Origin of the sequence: Bacillus sp. DJP31 (genome assembly GCF_049310945.1) — a bacterium.
Lineage (GTDB): Bacteria > Bacillota > Bacilli > Bacillales > SA4 > Bacillus_BS.
In genome coordinates this window covers 1-15,187 of record NZ_JBMERO010000004.1, presented here as the reverse complement: position 1 = coordinate 15,187, position 15,187 = coordinate 1, and the positions used below count along the sequence as shown (strand labels likewise).

Below are 15,187 nucleotides of genomic sequence, written 5' to 3'. Positions count from 1 at the left end.
TTACTTAGTTTACGTAAGAAGCTCCGATGATAATTAACAAAATAAACAATACAACGATTAACGCGAAGCTATTATTGTACCCACCTGTTTGTTGACCGTAACCATATCCCGTATGACATTGATCGTAACCGTAATTCATCATAATTTAACACTCCTTTTTTTGTATTTCCTTACTTACATTGATAACATATGTGGGTGGGGGTATGTACCGTATGTGCGAATGCCTATTTTTCTTAGGTTATTTACTCAGATAGCTTCTTTTTCTTTATTTCGAGTATTTCCTGCATTTGCATGATATGTCTGTTTTCGTGCAAACTAACCACTTCAATCCACTGGAATAAAGATAAAGGTCCTAAAAATGGATGTGGAAATGAACGCTCTTTTAAAATAGGTTCATCTATGGAACTTACTGTTTCCAGTAGGGATTTGCGAGAAGCCTCTAATCGTAATAGATGCTGCTCTTTTGAAATCTCGACTCCTGTTGGGTGAACATTTTTTGGTGCTTGAATTTTCTTTGACCGGTCTACTATATAGTGAATAGGTTTTTCGCTTGTTGGTTCGGCTTCTGGTTGGCTTGAATAGAACACAATCCCTTTTGTGATCTTTTGTTCCACGAGATATAAATGTTCTAGAATTTCAGAAAGACTCCAGCTCATTTGAGTCGAATACAGTAAATCCTCTTTTGATAAAATTTCAATTAAATCCACAAGCTCGTTTCTGGTTATAGATAATTGATTGAATACAGATTTCAACATACTTTCCCCCCTTATGATTTTTAAAAGGACTGACTAAAAGATCCCAGCCCATTGTAGACCTATAATCATTATACCTAGTGACCAGACATAAAGAGCAAACACCTTTAAGGAATGATTTTTCAAATATGAAATCATCCACTTCACTGCGAAATAACCGAAAACTGCAGATGTTAGGAGTGCTACTGCTAGTGCAGATAAACTGATATTTTCAACTGTTCCTTTGAATAAATCCATGGATTGCAAGACACAGGCTCCTGCTATCGCTGGGGTGGATAACAAGAACGAAAAATAGGCAGCTGTTTCCCTATCGAGTTTTCGAACAAGTGCAGCAACAATAGTTAAACCTGAACGAGAAATGGCTGGGAATATGGCGGCTGCTTGAAAAGTCCCGATAAAAAAAGCATCCGAATATGATATATCTTCCATTCGTTTGTACCCATTTTTTATATTATCAGCAAACCATAAAAATAACCCGGTTATTAAAAACTCCCAACCAATCGTCACACCGGTTTTTGAAATCTCCTCAAAAAAGTCTTTAAAAGCTAACCCCACCACAACGGCAGGAATGGTACCCACAACTAATAATAATGTTCTTTTACTCAATGGGTTCCTAAGCATGAAAAGAAACTCATGTTTATAAATGACTATTACAGCTAAAAGGGTTCCTATATGTAGCATGGTATCCAAGAATAGGCCCGCTTCATTTAAACCAAATAGATTCCTCCCTAGAAATAAATGCCCCGTACTACTAATTGGTAAAAATTCGGTTAAGCCTTGAATGATCCCAAGTATAAAAGCCTCAAATTTCGACATGTATTCATCCCCTCTTAATTTCATTACTCTATCCTATTCATAGAGTTGGACAAACAAGACTATATTTTAATAAAGCTGCTATTTAGCAACTGAATAACCGATTCAGTTTCAATAATAAAACGGTTGATACCACTAAAATTTACACTTTACGAGAATTTCAGAATCATATATTAAAAGAATGAATAGGGAGGGATCCAAGTGGAAATTGCTTTTTATAAAGATCCTTTCTTATCCCATATGGATGAGGCCGTTGTTCCTATTTAGGAGCGTGGTCATCAATTTGGTGATGGAATATATGAGGTTGTCAGATTTTACCACGGGAAACCTTTTATGCTTGATGAACATTTAGAGCGCTTAGAACGAGGTGCAGATGCGATTTCTTTAGAGCTTCCTTATACGATTGAAATAGTGAAAGAGATTATTTTTGAAGGAGTAGCCCATTCCGTTGAACATTGTGCAGATGTTTATTTTCAAGTAACAAGAGGGATTTATCCAAGATTACATGTCTTCCTAACACTCCAGCTATTCTTTCCATGACGATAAAAACTTCAAGACAACTGGATACTGTGAAAAAAGATAACGGTGTTTCAGTGCTGTTATTGGATGATGAACGTTGGGCAAATTGTTATATAAAGTCATTAAACTTATTACTAAATGTAATAGCCAAGCAAAAAGCAATAATGAATGGTTGTGAGGAAGCTATCCATTTTAAAGATGGCTTTATTACGGAAGGCTCAAGCAGCAATATTTTCGTTGTGAAGAATGGAAAATTATATACAACTCCTGCTACGTAAGGCATCTTACACGGCATAACACGACTTGCCGTAAATATTCTTGCAAAAAAACTTCAAATCCAAGTAAAAGAGGACCATTTATCACCTGAATTTTTACTAAATGCTGATGAGGCTTTTATTACAAGACAACTGCAGAAATTCTTCCTATAAATAAAGTGGACCAAACTGACATACCAACTCATTTTACCGTTACGCGACAATTACAAGATGCATTTAAGACTTTATACGAATGATAAAAACACAGGGTGTTGTTCTACGTAATTCAGTTGTTCAGTAGAAAAAGTTTTTAAAAGCTTCATTCACAAGTTAAATCGAATTGATTTAGATAATTAGATCACTCAAGAAAAAGGTAGGGCTTATCAAATTATGTAGTTCCGATAATGTGGGAAAATGTTAAAAAACATACTTAATCACAATTTTCGTCCATGTTTGTTGAAATGCAAAAAAAGAACCGTGGGAAACCCCACAGTTCATCTAAACTTTTAACTCTCTTGGAAGTGGCATTGTTGATAGGATTAAATCAGTATGAATTTCATCGGATTGCCACCACTGTTCTAATTCTTTATAGGATAACGCCGTGATATCCTTAATCTGATTATCTGCTACATACGCATAAATATGAAACTCTTCCTTTAGCTTTTCGAAGAATTGAGAGAGTGATGTGCCTGCTCGTTTCATATACTCACTATCAAACTCAATAAAACCTATTGCTTCCTTCGTTTCTTTTAGTATATCGTACATACCTTCAAGCACAAAGGATTCAAAACCCTCAACATCGATTTTAAATAAAAGCCGATCATGCTTTCGAACTTGATTCTTTAATAGTGTATTAATGGTTACAGATGGAACTTGAAATTCTTCTACAAGGTCGTGCTCAACCATCTTTGTGCCTGATGAAGTCCCCGACCAATTTTTATCAACAAAAAAAGAATGGGTCTCTTTTTCACTGTTGGTGGCAAATCCGTAGACAATCTGAATTTGATCTCGGTTCGGATGATCTAATCTCGATTGATCAATATATGATAATAGCTGCTCGTTAGCCTCAACACCGATGATGGTTGTTTTCTTGTTGTAAGTTGTAGAGAAGATGCACTCCCCATAATTAACCCCTATATCTAAAACAATCGTCGGTTTAAACACAGCAACAGACTTTTGCCAGAAAGAAGTGAGCCTTTCTTGTGTGACCCCATCTCTAAGCAACAAAGCTCTACCTCTATTTTCAGTTGGATTAATATAAATAGTCCTTGATGAAGGTAATGATATTTTATTGGGCAGCTTTTGTACATTCCATGTACGATATTTTAACAACAATCCAGTTTTCAAGAGAACATCTTTAAAATATGGGTACTTAACCCACCATTTTTCATATAATGCTTTTCTTTCAATCTTTGCTTCCATCATAAAGTAGGATTACGCCTCCTGTTTAGTAAGTAAATGCGTTTGTTGCTAGCTTATTCATTGGAACAAATGATGATACCCTAACTTTATCATGGAAAAGAATAGTAATCTAGTATGTCAAGTTTACGTTTTAGTAACATTATCTTAATAATCACCTTCATCCGTTTCTCCGTCTACATAAACAGATTGCTGACTGTATTGATCAATATATGTTAAAACGCGATTAGCTAAATGTTTGTATCCCTCTTCGTTCGGATGAATGTAGTCATCGTATAAATATTCTTCTTCATTTCCTTTGAACACATCAGAAATCGGGATAAAGTACGTATTTTCATATTTCGTTAACACATTCTCTGTTCCTTCATTCCAATTCTCAATGATTTGGTCTATTTCTGGAACAGAAGCAAATAAGGTTGAGAATGGATTGTAAATACCGACAAAGAATAATGTAGCATTAGGGTTATAAAACCTCAATTTGTGAACCAAAATGTTTATTTTTCTAGTGAAGTTTTTATTTTCTTCTTCGAATGGTTCCTTTGATAAAGTAAAAATATTTTCTTGAGCGACCGCTATGACATCGTTTCCACCTATAGTAATCAAAATATAATCTACTTTAGCGATCTCATCCTGTATGCTTTTTTTGTCTAGTTCTTGAATTAATTGCTCGGAACTCAATCCACCGATGGCAAAGTTTGAGATTGATATATCGCTAATTCCTCGCTGATTACCGAGTAGCTGTTCAAGTATGGTCACATAGCCTCCATTTCCAGATTGGTCTCCGTACCCTGAAGTTAGGGAATCTCCTAAGGCTACAATTTTTACTTCTTTTGAAAAAAAGGCAGAATCTACTTTTTTGGTAGAAAGACCTCTCTCTCTTACTAGTAAGCTATGATTAGCAGCAGTTACCATTGATTGGCTACCCTTTTCAGAATCATAAACAACTAGTAAAGTAACTAGTAGTGCTATTAAGATGACAAGTCTAAACAAAGTCTGTCCTCCTCAAGATGTCTTGTATTATATTGTATCCTCACTTTTGATAAACAATGACCAAACATTGCATATACTGCATTGCATATACTGCAATTACAGATTTAAAAAAACTCCTAAAATAGGAGTTATTGTAAATTCTCTATATCCTGTATTATTTGGTCATAAGGCGTCTCTTGTAGACCGCTATACTTATTACTAACTTCCCCTTTTTTATTAACTAAGTAAAAAGACGTTCCATGGATAACCTGATCAGTTGATGTTGGCTTTTGAACAATGGCTTTAAAGCTATCTTGGGCAAATGCTTCAATTTCTTTTTGTGAATAGCCAGTTAAGAAATGCCAGTTCGTAAAATCGACTTCAAATTGTTCAGCAAAAGACACTAACTTTTCCGGAGTATCGTTTTCAGGATCGACACTGAAGGATACAAATTCCACTTCAAGTTCTTTTTCTTTCGCCATTTCTTGAAGCTTAGACATATTGTTGGTTAATGGAGGACAGACGGTTTCACAATTGGTGAAAATGAAATCTACCACCAATATTTTGTTTTTTATATTTCCCGCTCCAAACAATTCACTTTTTTGGTCGATTGTATCTTCAGGAAATGCCAGGTTACTACTACTGCATCCTGAAATCATGAGCATTATAAGTAGAATCGAAAGGCTACCTATTTTTTTATTCATTTTATTCACCTTTTCACTTTTAATACTTTCTATCATAACAAAAAGGTCTCACAAATAAAAAGATTCAAGAGGCTTGTCACAAAATTGTTGGTAATTAAGAAAAAAAACAAGGACCCTCACAATGTGAAGGTCCTCCCTGCTATCCTATTACGCGTTGTTTTTTAGTATGTCTGTTTTATAAATTTCTGTGTACTCTTGCCATTTTAATGTTTTCTTTAAATGGTCCCTAAATGAGTATAGTTTTTTTGGATTGGGGTTTGTACTGATCCTTGTAATGAATGTCTGAAGTCTAAACTTAACCTTTAATGTAAAAAGATTATCTTCCTCCCATACTGGAATTTCCATAACTTTGACCTTCTGACCACTTTGATGAGTAAATTCTAGACTCTTAAGTAGCAAAGTACCAACCTTCTTTTTCACCGTTTCCTTCATTATACTTTAAAATTTTCACGAAGTCTGTCTTTTCATGTAAAGATAATATAAAATTTTTCATATTCTACGGGCGTTGTAAGCGGATACAACAAATTGATAATGTAGTAAAAATTATCCGACTTTACAAAACAGTACATAACATTTGTTACTGAATCTTATACTATTACAGGAGGTGGTTTGAATGGAATTCTCTCTTTGTACGATTCATAGTAGAAGTCCTATAGAAGTCACTGTTGATGATGATAATGGTCGATATATGATCAGAAAGGCCGATACGAGCGGTGAAGTCTTCAACTCTAGTTCCGAATTAATTACATGGGTTAAACAAAACTTTACCTCAAAGGATTTCTGTTTGCCTAATGAGTTTGACTCTATGCTTCAAGAACTTGATTCTTATAACAAGTAAGAAGGAATCTTACGTATAGGTTCCTTCTTTTTGTATGGATTGATAAACATGATATCCACTTACTGAAACACCAATGGTACCCGCGCCTGGAAAAACACTATCTCCACAAAGCCATAATCCCTTGATCCCTGTTCGATGTGAGATACTATTCAATAAACTATTTTGAATGGTTTGTGGGTATCCGCCTACCATTCCACTTGGTCTAGATGTGAAACGTTCCCACGCACGAGGAGCACCTATTACCTCAAGCTGGATGGCTTTTTCTATATGTGGGAAAACAGTTGCTACACCTTGAACGATTTTGTCCCTGAGTTGTGGTTTATATTCGTCATATTTCTCCTTTGTATTCCACTTTTCCAAATCAGTATGAGTACTGACAGTTAATGTTCTAAATCCTTCCGGTGCTCTTTTTTGATCTCCCAACTTTGAAAGTGAGAGGAAAATATGCTCCCCTTCGGTTAGCCTTCCATTCGTAGTTTGGATCACTTGTTGAAACAAGGGTGGATTGGACGGAAGATATTCTTCATGTAGTCCCATATATATAGTAAAGGCTCCCCACTGCTGTTTCGTTTTCTTCTTATGAAAAGATTGTGGTAATTTGGATACGGTATGGTCATCGAGTAGCTTTGTGAATGCTTGTATGGGAAGGTTACAGATGACATGATCAGCTTCCCAAATTTTTTTCTTGTGATCCATTACCCTCCACTTCTTTTCATTTTTCTGAAGTGAAACAACCCTAGAATTTTTTACAACAGCACCTCCACTCGTTTTAATTGAATCAACAAGCTTTTCCGCAATATCAAACAACCCGCCTTCTATATAAAAAGCTCCTCTATGGTAAATATCTAAAGCTATAGCGCTTAATACCAAAGAACAGTCCTTACTTGTTGTCTGCATTGAATCAATGAGAATCCCATCAAGAAAATGAACGAAATCAAAATGAGTTTCCAACTTATGCTTTTTTAACATTTGGTGCATGGTTTGGTAGAGGTACGGTAGTAAACTCACATTTGAAAATCGGATGGATTGTAAAAGCATCGTCCATTCTCCAATTGTCTTAGGTGGCAAAACCGGAAGTTTCCGCATTAATTCTTGGAGTTGGTTCGCAATCCCCCAGACCTCTTGATAAAAACCATCAATCTCCTTAGAAATAGATGGAAATATTGATTTTACATGCGTAAGGAATTGATCTCGGTCACGATAGATAACCATTCGATCTTTCGGAGTATGGATCGTCATAACCTCATCCAATGGGGCTGCCTTATAGGTAATTCCTAACTCTTGAAGAATCCTATGATGGATTCCACCTTCCTCAAACCCCATCCCTAGTGTAGCACCGACGGGAAAAGTAAATTTATTTCTCGAAAACTTCCCTGCACAGCCTCCCCATTCATTGGATGCCTCAACAACGGTTACAGAGAAACCATCTTTGGCAAGCATTGCTGCCGCTGTCAGTCCACCAAACCCTCCACCTACAACCACAATATCCATAGTGTCACACCTCTTTGTCTTCATGTTTCTTATTATAGGGTTGAAAGCAAAAAACTAAAAATAATGATGTGTTAGAAATGTTAAATGTCTTGTTACCTTCACTTTTAAATAGTTATTTACTTTTTTTTGCCGAGGTTGTTCATCTATGAGATTAAAAAAGAAAGAGAATAAAATCAGCTGATCTTATTCTCTTTTCCTGCTTATTCGAATGTTCCTTTAATCTTTATTTCACCTTGATCAATCATTACTTTACCTCTAGCAATCACCGAATCAATTGTTAAGTCCTCTTTAGTAAGTATCACTAGATCCGCATCACTGTTTACTCGTAAATGTCCCTTTTTCTTGAGCTTGAGGACTGCAGCGGGATTGGATGTGATGACCTTAATTGCTGTTTCTAGAGGAATTCCTTCCTGTAAAACAGCGTCTCTTACCTCTTTAAAAAGTGTCGTAACCTTACCTACTTGTAAACCTATAAACTCTCCATCCTCATCAAACTCAGGTAGGCTCGCTTGTCCATCTGATGTGAAGGTGATTTGTTCAATGGGCACACCTTGGTCAAGTATCATTTTTAACCCTTTACTACATTTGACCTCACCTTGGTCTAAAAACCTTTGAACGGTACTTGTTGTAAAATCAACGTATCCACCCTTTTTCGCAAAAATAATACCTGCTTCAAAGAGCTCGCGATTTCGGTTGATATGGGTCGGATGAAATTGACGAATCGGAATGTCAGTTGTTTCAACAATTTTTTCGATAAGACTCAATTTCGTTGAACTGTCTCCTATATGTACATTTACGATCCCTGCTTTACCTGAAAGAATACCTCCAACCCGAGCTGTGGCTGCAATTTTCGCCAGTTCTTCAATTGTAGGTTGGGAAGAACGATGATCTGCAATCGCCACCTCTCCAACACCGATCACTTTATCAATTAAGATGATGTCGTCCTCAATTTTATTGAAGATACTCTTGACCGGTACCTGATAGGAACCCGTATGAACGAAGCATGTTAATCCTTCTTCCTCTAGTGCTCTAGCTTTTGCAATTAAATTTGGCATAGTACGTGTTGTCCCATCCGTTCCAATTACTCCTACAAGTGTCGTGATGCCCCCCTTAGTTGCATCGGTCAGCATGAGCTCAGGCGTCCTTGTCTTAAATCCGCCTTCTCCACCACCACCAATTAAATGGACATGTGAATCAATAAACCCAGGGACAATTATTTTCCCTGAAGCATCGATCACACGAATCGGAACAAATCCTTCAGGAACATTGATTTCATCCTCAATATATCCAATCGACTCACTCACAATAAGGATGTCTTTTTTCCCTATGTATTCCGGTGCGTAAACTTCTCCGCCTTTTAGTAAAGTAAGCATATAATCCCCCAAAATTTCATTAACTTATTCATATCATACAAGGTTCTTTTCAAGAGATAAAGATTGTTTTCTTCAATCCAATCCTTTACTATAGTAAAATAGAATAAAATAAATGTTTGAAAGGACTGATGGCGATTGGCTACAACACATACCTTCACTAAAGGAGAGGAAATCGCGAACTCCATTACACATGGTATTGGCGGACTCTTAAGTATTGCTGCCCTTGTTATTTTAATCGTATTTTCCTCCTTGTATGGTACGGCATGGCACGTTGTCAGTTTTACACTTTTTGGCTCAACAATGGTCCTTTTATATACATCATCGACTCTCGTACACAGTTTCCCTAAGGGCAAAGCAAAAGATGTCTTTGAGATACTCGATCATTCTTCCATTTACTTTTTTATTGCAGGTACATATACACCTTTCTTGTTCATTGCTGTTAAAGGTTGGTTAGGCTGGACACTTTTTGGAATTGTATGGGGACTCGCTATTGGTGGTACCGTCTTCAAAGCTTTCTTCGTGAAAAAATTTTTACACGCCTCTACACTATTATACGTATTAATGGGCTGGATGATCGTTTTTGCTTGGAGTTCACTAGTTGAAAACTTGCATTCTACTGGACTAACTTTACTCGTTATTGGTGGGGTTTTGTATACAGTTGGGGCCATTTTCTATATATGGCGCGGCTTTAAGTTTCATCATGCAATCTGGCATTTGTTTGTAATAGGTGGAACCTCCGTTCACTTTTTTTCCGTTTTATTTTATCTGCTCCCATAAGAAAAACCTCTCACGATGAGAGGTTTTTTGCTTGTCCGATTTAACAAGTTAAGGGGTAAATGGAATTGAAATCTTTGTAGTATCTATCCGATCTTGCACCATTTGTGCTAAGTCCTTCACATCCATACTTTGATAAATCTCTTTTCGAATGGGTTCATGTATGGTAATCGTAACATCTCCAGGTTGAAATAGATTCCCTTTTTCTTCAAATAGTCTGAAGGAACCATTGATTGTCACTGGAACAATTGGAACACCTGATTTAGTCGCCAATCGAAAGCTTCCTGTTTTAAATGGTGCAATAGGTCCCCCCTTACTTCTCGTTCCCTCTGGGAAAATAACAAGTGAATGACCATCACTCAAAAGGTTTGCCCCGTCCTGAATGGCTTTAACCGCTTGTCTCCTGTCCTTTCGATCCATAAAAACACAAGGAAGAACCTCCATCCAATCCGAGATAATAGGCAGTTTTTTCACCTCTACCTTCGAAATGAAGCCCATAGGTTTTTTTAAGTAGCCCATCAATAGAGGAATGTCAAAGTTACTTTGATGATTACAAACAAACAAAACAGATTCTGTAGGAATATGATGTTCACCATTTAACGTAACTCTGGCACCAGAGCAATTAACGACGTGTCTTGCCCACTTCTTTGGTAGCTGATGAACCTTTTCATCCCTTTCCTGAACAGAAAATTGAACAGTTGAAAGCTTTTTCACTCTTCTTAGTGTAGGAATACTATAAATTAAATAAATCCACATAGATGTAAAACCATAAATCGTTCTTAACATAATCAGACTCCTTTTTTATTAATATACTAGAAAAACTTCAATTGCTCAGCAAAAAAAGAGACCTCGGGTAAAAAGAGGCCATCACTTTACGTCATTCTCTCGTAGATTACATATTCATAATCATAAGGGTTTTTCTCATCTTTCACACCTTGTTTTCGGTCAATGACCGTCCATTCTTTCCAGTCAACTTCTGGAAAATAAGTGTCTCCCTCAAACTCATGATGGATTTGAGTCATGTATAATTTAGCTGCCGTTGAAAGCAGCTCTCTAAACAGTTCAGCTCCGCCAATGACACAAAGTTCCTGTTCGGACTCTTGGCTTAATCTTTGAACATCCCCAAGGTCATGAATGACTGTACAAGTTGCAGATTGATAGTTCGTATTTCTAGTCAATATGATATTTTCCCGACCTGGGAGAGCTCGTCCAATGGATTCATGTGTTTTTCTTCCCATGAGAATCGGTTTGCCCATTGTGACTTGTTTAAAATAGGCTAAATCAGCTGGTAGATGCCATGGTAACGCATTGTCTTTTCCGATTACACGGTTTTCATCCATTGCAACAACAAAAGAAATCATACACTAACAGCTCCTTTAATATGAGGATGAGCATCATAATTCTCTAAAACGAAATCCTCAAACGAAAAAGAGAAAATATCCTTTACAGCTGGGTTTATTTTCATAATGGGTAAGGGTTTGGGATCGCGTGATAATTGAAGCTGCGCTTGCTCCATATGATTCGAGTAGATATGAACGTCTCCAAAGGTATGAACAAAATCTCCTAGCTCTAAATCACAAACCTGTGCAATCATCATGGTTAACAACGCATAGGATGCAATATTAAAAGGAATGCCTAAAAAATAATCGGCGCTTCGTTGATAAAGCTGGCATGATAATTTTCCCTCTGCCACATAAAACTGAAATAAACAATGGCATGGTGGGAGGGCCATTTTTTCAATATCCCCCACATTCCATGCACTAACTATGAGTCTTCTTGAATCAGGGTTGGTCTTTATTTGGTGGATAAGATTTGAAATTTGATCCACCGTTTCACCATCTTTTGTCGTCCATGAACGCCACTGGTGCCCGTAAACAGGTCCTAAATCACCGGTTTCATCTGCCCATTCATTCCAGATACGGACATTATGTTTTTGCAGATAGTCTATATTCGTATCTCCATTTAGAAACCATAAAAGCTCATGAATAATTGATTTTAAGTGAAGCTTTTTCGTCGTAACTAGAGGAAATCCATCCTGAAGATTAAACCTCATTTGATAACCAAATGTACTAATCGTACCTGTTCCTGTACGGTCTTCCTTTTTTACACCGTTGTTTAGAATATAAGATCCTAATTCCAAGTATTGCTTCATATGTATTTCACCCTTCCACTTTTCTATTTCTCCATTGTACTAGAATTTCTTGTTAGTTTCATTAGTTCCTACTAACAAAAAAAAAGCTTTTGCGTCATTTGAGCAAAAGCTTAACCAAAGGACAGGGCGAGTTTAAGCCTATCTTTCTCTATCATATGAAGATCATTAATATACTGAAACGTTCTCGGTGCATGTACCTCTAATTCTGAACGAGTGAAAAACCCTAAATAATACATCGCAAATGCCTCAGCAAAATACTCTTCTGGATGATCAATAAAATAAGGCTGACCAGCAAACAAAAATTCCGCTTCCTCCGCCCAAATTTCTATAAATAAAGGATCTGATCTCAAAGAACGAAAAACATGCTTATCAATAGAATGGGCAAGCTCATGTAATTCAAGGTTTACTGAACCATGACCTTTACCTTTTGCACTATGACCCACTTTTGCATGAGCAAGCTTTGTGCCACCTGCACCTGGGACATCATCCCAAGTGTAACGGACATAGCCTCTTGGTTTTAAACCTTTAAGGTGTGTAAAGCCTGGTTGATCTGTAAGTGAGCCAGTAAATAATTTGAGCCTGATATTATTTTCAACAACCTTTTCTAGAATAGTAGGGTGGATTCGAGATATCCGCTCAATCATTTTCAGCACTTCTTCTTTCTGATACTTTTCAGTAGGCACCACAATGATATCTTCAACATATCGGGAATTAGCAAATTCTGAAACCTGAACTTTTAGTTTTTTTTCATACTTTAGTAGCTGACCACTTTGACTTGCTTCAGTTCTTTGAAAGACTAATACAGGAATAAATAATAACATAAAAAGGAGTAGGGTCGAAATTGTCTTTTTCATAGCTGTTTTCCCCTTCAGCATCTAATAAATATAATTTTCTAATAATTAATTATATCATGAGATAGTTTAGGAGAATAATAGAAATTTATGGTATTAATGAGATCTTGATTGTTTGATAGAAATGAAGAGGGCATATAAAAATTTCAACGGGCTTTCGATATCCTCTTCATCCAAGAAAAAAACGAACACAAGATGTGTCCGTTTTTTTAAGAAGTTAGCCAGTTAGGTGGTGTATTTTTATCCCAATAAATTTTTCCGAGTTCATGATGGGTTTGAAATGAATCCTGTGAAGTATGATAGTGAAAATTAAAATAGTATCCTTCAAGAGGTGGACGATCTCGTCTTACATGAAATCGAATGATATCCTTCCCGCTTTGGCTATCATAAATATGAAATATCTTTTCGCCAGTACCACCAGATGGATGATTGGATATAACAAGGTTACTTAGTTCACCTTTTGTCATTGAGTAAGAAAGGGTCATAATGACTTCCTCAATTTTCGGGAGAATTACATCTCGAAATTCATCGCCGATTGATTCTTCAATAATGGGACCAAATTTTTGAATGGACTGCTGTTCTGCTTTATTAATTGCATGTTGAATAAATGCCTTCTCAATATGCAAGTCATCTATATATGTATTCGATAAGGTTATGGTTTCGGTTTCGTTAGAGCTCTCTAAAAGGTTCGATTTTGTTGCATCGCTAGCTTTAGTGTCTGCAATGATTAACTGTGGCGGTGTTACAAGACCAAAAGTAAGAATTGTAAACATTACCACAAGGGTTTTTCTTATCCAGATTGGCATGTCTTCACCCCTGTTTACTTGTTCAATTTTCTATATTATACAACAATTAAATCTAGAAGCCTATCATTCTAGTCAATTTTTTTACATAATTAAGTTTATTTCATAAATTCGTCAAAACATGGTAAGATTAAAGTATGAGTACATAACTTTTTTTGGAGGCAGAATAAATGAATGTTGAACTAATTTTAACCATAACTAGTCTTCTTACTTTAGCATTTTTTACTTTTATGTGTGTAACAGACCACGATTGATGATGACTCGTTTTTACGGGTCTTTTTTTATGTTTTTTTGAAATTCGTATTTAACTAAAAACTTCAAGGATTAAACAAACAAAAACCCGCAGTTGTCTGCGAGTTTTACTAGCCCTTCTTCTGCTTTTTTCGTGAAGAATCAAGGGCACTCGAGCCTGTTTCGGTAGTAGTGGTACCTTGCCCTTCCACATTTGGAGAGTGTAATGCTCCTTTTGATGGATCTTTTTTGCGTTTAGACATGTCTTCACCTCCATAAGGTTTAACCTTTCCAACAATCATTTGGATTATCCTAATTCAATAACGCCATAATGGAAATTAGCTGATTTTCGATGGATGGGAGTAAAGCCTAGTCTTTCAAAACGATTGCTTCTCCAGTGATCCTTTAACACGATACGCCCAGTGGCTACTCGTTTTGCTTCTTCAATCGATTCTTCTGTTAAATCATCATAGATCGCTAGCTTTTTTACTCCTTGTAGACCGACAGACCCTTCAATTGAATCTTCAAACATAGGATCAAAATAGATAACATCCATTGATTTGTCTTGACACTTTTTTAAATAGTCTTGATAGGGTGTAGATACAATTTGAATGGCTCGCATTGAATCATTCATGACAGGAATCTGGGTATCCCAAGTTTTTAATCCGGTTTGGACTAAATAGGCTAAAGTCTTGCTTCCTTCAAGGCTTGTAACTCTACCACCACTTCCAACACTATAGCTCGCTACAATCGAATCAGATCCAAGACCTAACGTACAATCCAAAATGGACATTCCTTGTGACAACTGGCAAGCTTCCACGAAAGGATCATGATTACCGCTTAAGAGCCTTTTCATTCGAAACATTGCTGAATTCGGATGGAAAAATATTGATTGATCAACGCTCGGGATATATAGTTCAAGTCGGTTTTTCCCAACTACAAGGACTTCTTCTTTAAGTGCCTCTTGCAAGTCTTGAATCGAGTCGCGGCCACGTTCATGATAGTTCACACCTAAATCACTCGCAATTTGTTTAGCCATTTGTATATATAAACTATTTGTTCTTGCTGAAGTAGTAATAATCATCTTAATCACCTTTTTACTGAATCGAGTAGAGGGAAAATAAGTTAACTTATTTTCGCCCCTCTCACAACACCGTACATACGGGTCTCGTATACGGCGTTTCAATTTATATTACAGTGTGTACTTTTAAGTAACGTTCTAAAGCAGAGGGTACTCCCCTTTT

19 protein-coding genes and 1 pseudogene are annotated in these 15,187 nt (G+C 36.6%); 4 read left to right on the top strand and 16 right to left on the bottom strand.

Translation table 11 applies throughout. From position 1 onward, the window contains the following. Nucleotides 1-4: 4 nt before the first annotated feature. The 3 genes from ACOI1C_RS05510 to ACOI1C_RS05500 form a co-directional block, all read right to left on the bottom strand. Nucleotides 5-142, bottom strand: coding sequence for a YjcZ family sporulation protein (locus ACOI1C_RS05510; protein WP_422508814.1), 138 nt, complete (start codon nt 140-142; stop codon nt 5-7). A gap of 100 nt (nt 143-242) precedes the next feature. Continuing rightward, complete coding sequence (locus ACOI1C_RS05505; RefSeq protein ID WP_422508812.1) at nt 243-755, bottom strand: DinB family protein; 513 nt, start codon at nt 753-755, stop codon at nt 243-245. A gap of 33 nt (nt 756-788) precedes the next feature. Beyond that, a complete protein-coding gene (locus ACOI1C_RS05500; protein WP_422508810.1) occupies nt 789-1,568 on the bottom strand; it encodes an undecaprenyl-diphosphate phosphatase in 780 nt (259 codons plus the stop codon). Nucleotides 1,569-1,898: 330 nt separating this feature from the next. Between ACOI1C_RS05500 and ACOI1C_RS05495 the strand changes: the two genes are divergently transcribed. Then, on the top strand, nt 1,899-2,105 hold the full coding sequence (locus tag ACOI1C_RS05495) for an aminotransferase class IV (RefSeq protein ID WP_422508808.1): 207 nt from the start codon (nt 1,899-1,901) through the stop codon (nt 2,103-2,105). Further along, nucleotides 2,102-2,512 (top strand): annotated as a pseudogene (locus ACOI1C_RS05490) (aminotransferase class IV). The gene ACOI1C_RS05495 and the pseudogene ACOI1C_RS05490 overlap by 4 nt, the downstream one beginning before the upstream one ends. Before the next feature lie 324 nt (nt 2,513-2,836). Here the strand turns inward: ACOI1C_RS05490 and ACOI1C_RS05485 are convergent. The 4 genes from ACOI1C_RS05485 to ACOI1C_RS05470 form a co-directional block, all read right to left on the bottom strand. Continuing rightward, the gene (locus ACOI1C_RS05485; protein ID WP_422508806.1) at nt 2,837-3,763 is read right to left on the bottom strand and encodes an FkbM family methyltransferase; all 927 of its coding nucleotides are present in this window, start codon (nt 3,761-3,763) and stop codon (nt 2,837-2,839) included. 141 nt (nt 3,764-3,904) lie between these two features. Beyond that, on the bottom strand, nt 3,905-4,747 hold the full coding sequence (locus ACOI1C_RS05480; protein ID WP_422508804.1) for a GDSL-type esterase/lipase family protein: 843 nt from the start codon (nt 4,745-4,747) through the stop codon (nt 3,905-3,907). Between the two features lie 128 nt (nt 4,748-4,875). Continuing rightward, entirely contained in the window at nt 4,876-5,430 is a 555-nt protein-coding gene (locus ACOI1C_RS05475; RefSeq protein WP_422508802.1) for an SCO family protein, read from the bottom strand. Between the two features lie 147 nt (nt 5,431-5,577). Next, nucleotides 5,578-5,829: a DUF2535 family protein gene (locus ACOI1C_RS05470; protein ID WP_422509188.1), complete on the bottom strand. Its 252-nt coding sequence runs from the start codon at nt 5,827-5,829 to the stop codon at nt 5,578-5,580. A gap of 214 nt (nt 5,830-6,043) precedes the next feature. Here ACOI1C_RS05470 and ACOI1C_RS05465 point away from each other — a divergent pair, with 214 nt between their 5' ends. Next, nucleotides 6,044-6,268, top strand: coding sequence for a hypothetical protein (locus ACOI1C_RS05465; protein ID WP_422508800.1), 225 nt, complete (start codon nt 6,044-6,046; stop codon nt 6,266-6,268). Between the two features lie 9 nt (nt 6,269-6,277). Here the strand turns inward: ACOI1C_RS05465 and ACOI1C_RS05460 are convergent, their stop codons facing one another. Then, a complete protein-coding gene (locus ACOI1C_RS05460) occupies nt 6,278-7,759 on the bottom strand; it encodes a phytoene desaturase family protein (RefSeq protein WP_422508798.1) in 1,482 nt (493 codons plus the stop codon). 200 nt (nt 7,760-7,959) lie between these two features. Further along, nucleotides 7,960-9,132, bottom strand: coding sequence for a beta-aspartyl-peptidase (gene iadA, locus ACOI1C_RS05455; protein WP_422508796.1), 1,173 nt, complete (start codon nt 9,130-9,132; stop codon nt 7,960-7,962). Between the two features lie 135 nt (nt 9,133-9,267). Here iadA and trhA point away from each other — a divergent pair, with 135 nt between their 5' ends. Then, nucleotides 9,268-9,909 (top strand): PAQR family membrane homeostasis protein TrhA, encoded by a 642-nt coding sequence (gene trhA, locus ACOI1C_RS05450; RefSeq protein WP_422508794.1) that lies wholly within the window; start codon nt 9,268-9,270, stop codon nt 9,907-9,909. 48 nt (nt 9,910-9,957) lie between these two features. On the opposite strand, the gene ACOI1C_RS05445 is transcribed toward trhA, so the two are convergent. The 7 genes from ACOI1C_RS05445 to ACOI1C_RS05415 form a co-directional block, all read right to left on the bottom strand. Then, the gene (locus tag ACOI1C_RS05445; protein WP_422508792.1) at nt 9,958-10,692 is read right to left on the bottom strand and encodes a lysophospholipid acyltransferase family protein; all 735 of its coding nucleotides are present in this window, start codon (nt 10,690-10,692) and stop codon (nt 9,958-9,960) included. A gap of 86 nt (nt 10,693-10,778) precedes the next feature. Beyond that, on the bottom strand, nt 10,779-11,267 hold the full coding sequence (locus ACOI1C_RS05440; protein ID WP_422508790.1) for a dihydrofolate reductase: 489 nt from the start codon (nt 11,265-11,267) through the stop codon (nt 10,779-10,781). Beyond that, the gene (locus ACOI1C_RS05435) at nt 11,264-12,058 is read right to left on the bottom strand and encodes a thymidylate synthase (protein ID WP_422508788.1); all 795 of its coding nucleotides are present in this window, start codon (nt 12,056-12,058) and stop codon (nt 11,264-11,266) included. The genes ACOI1C_RS05440 and ACOI1C_RS05435 overlap by 4 nt, the downstream gene beginning before the upstream one ends. 110 nt (nt 12,059-12,168) lie before the next feature. Next, on the bottom strand, nt 12,169-12,912 hold the full coding sequence (locus ACOI1C_RS05430) for an anthrax toxin lethal factor-related metalloendopeptidase (RefSeq protein ID WP_422508786.1): 744 nt from the start codon (nt 12,910-12,912) through the stop codon (nt 12,169-12,171). Between the two features lie 206 nt (nt 12,913-13,118). Beyond that, nucleotides 13,119-13,715: a YpjP family protein gene (locus ACOI1C_RS05425; protein ID WP_422508784.1), complete on the bottom strand. Its 597-nt coding sequence runs from the start codon at nt 13,713-13,715 to the stop codon at nt 13,119-13,121. A gap of 359 nt (nt 13,716-14,074) precedes the next feature. Continuing rightward, a complete protein-coding gene (locus ACOI1C_RS05420; protein WP_422508782.1) occupies nt 14,075-14,206 on the bottom strand; it encodes a YuzL family protein in 132 nt (43 codons plus the stop codon). Between the two features lie 44 nt (nt 14,207-14,250). After that, nucleotides 14,251-15,027, bottom strand: a complete 777-nt coding sequence (locus ACOI1C_RS05415) for a class I SAM-dependent methyltransferase (protein ID WP_422508780.1) — start codon at nt 15,025-15,027, stop codon at nt 14,251-14,253. Nucleotides 15,028-15,187: the final 160 nt, after the last annotated feature.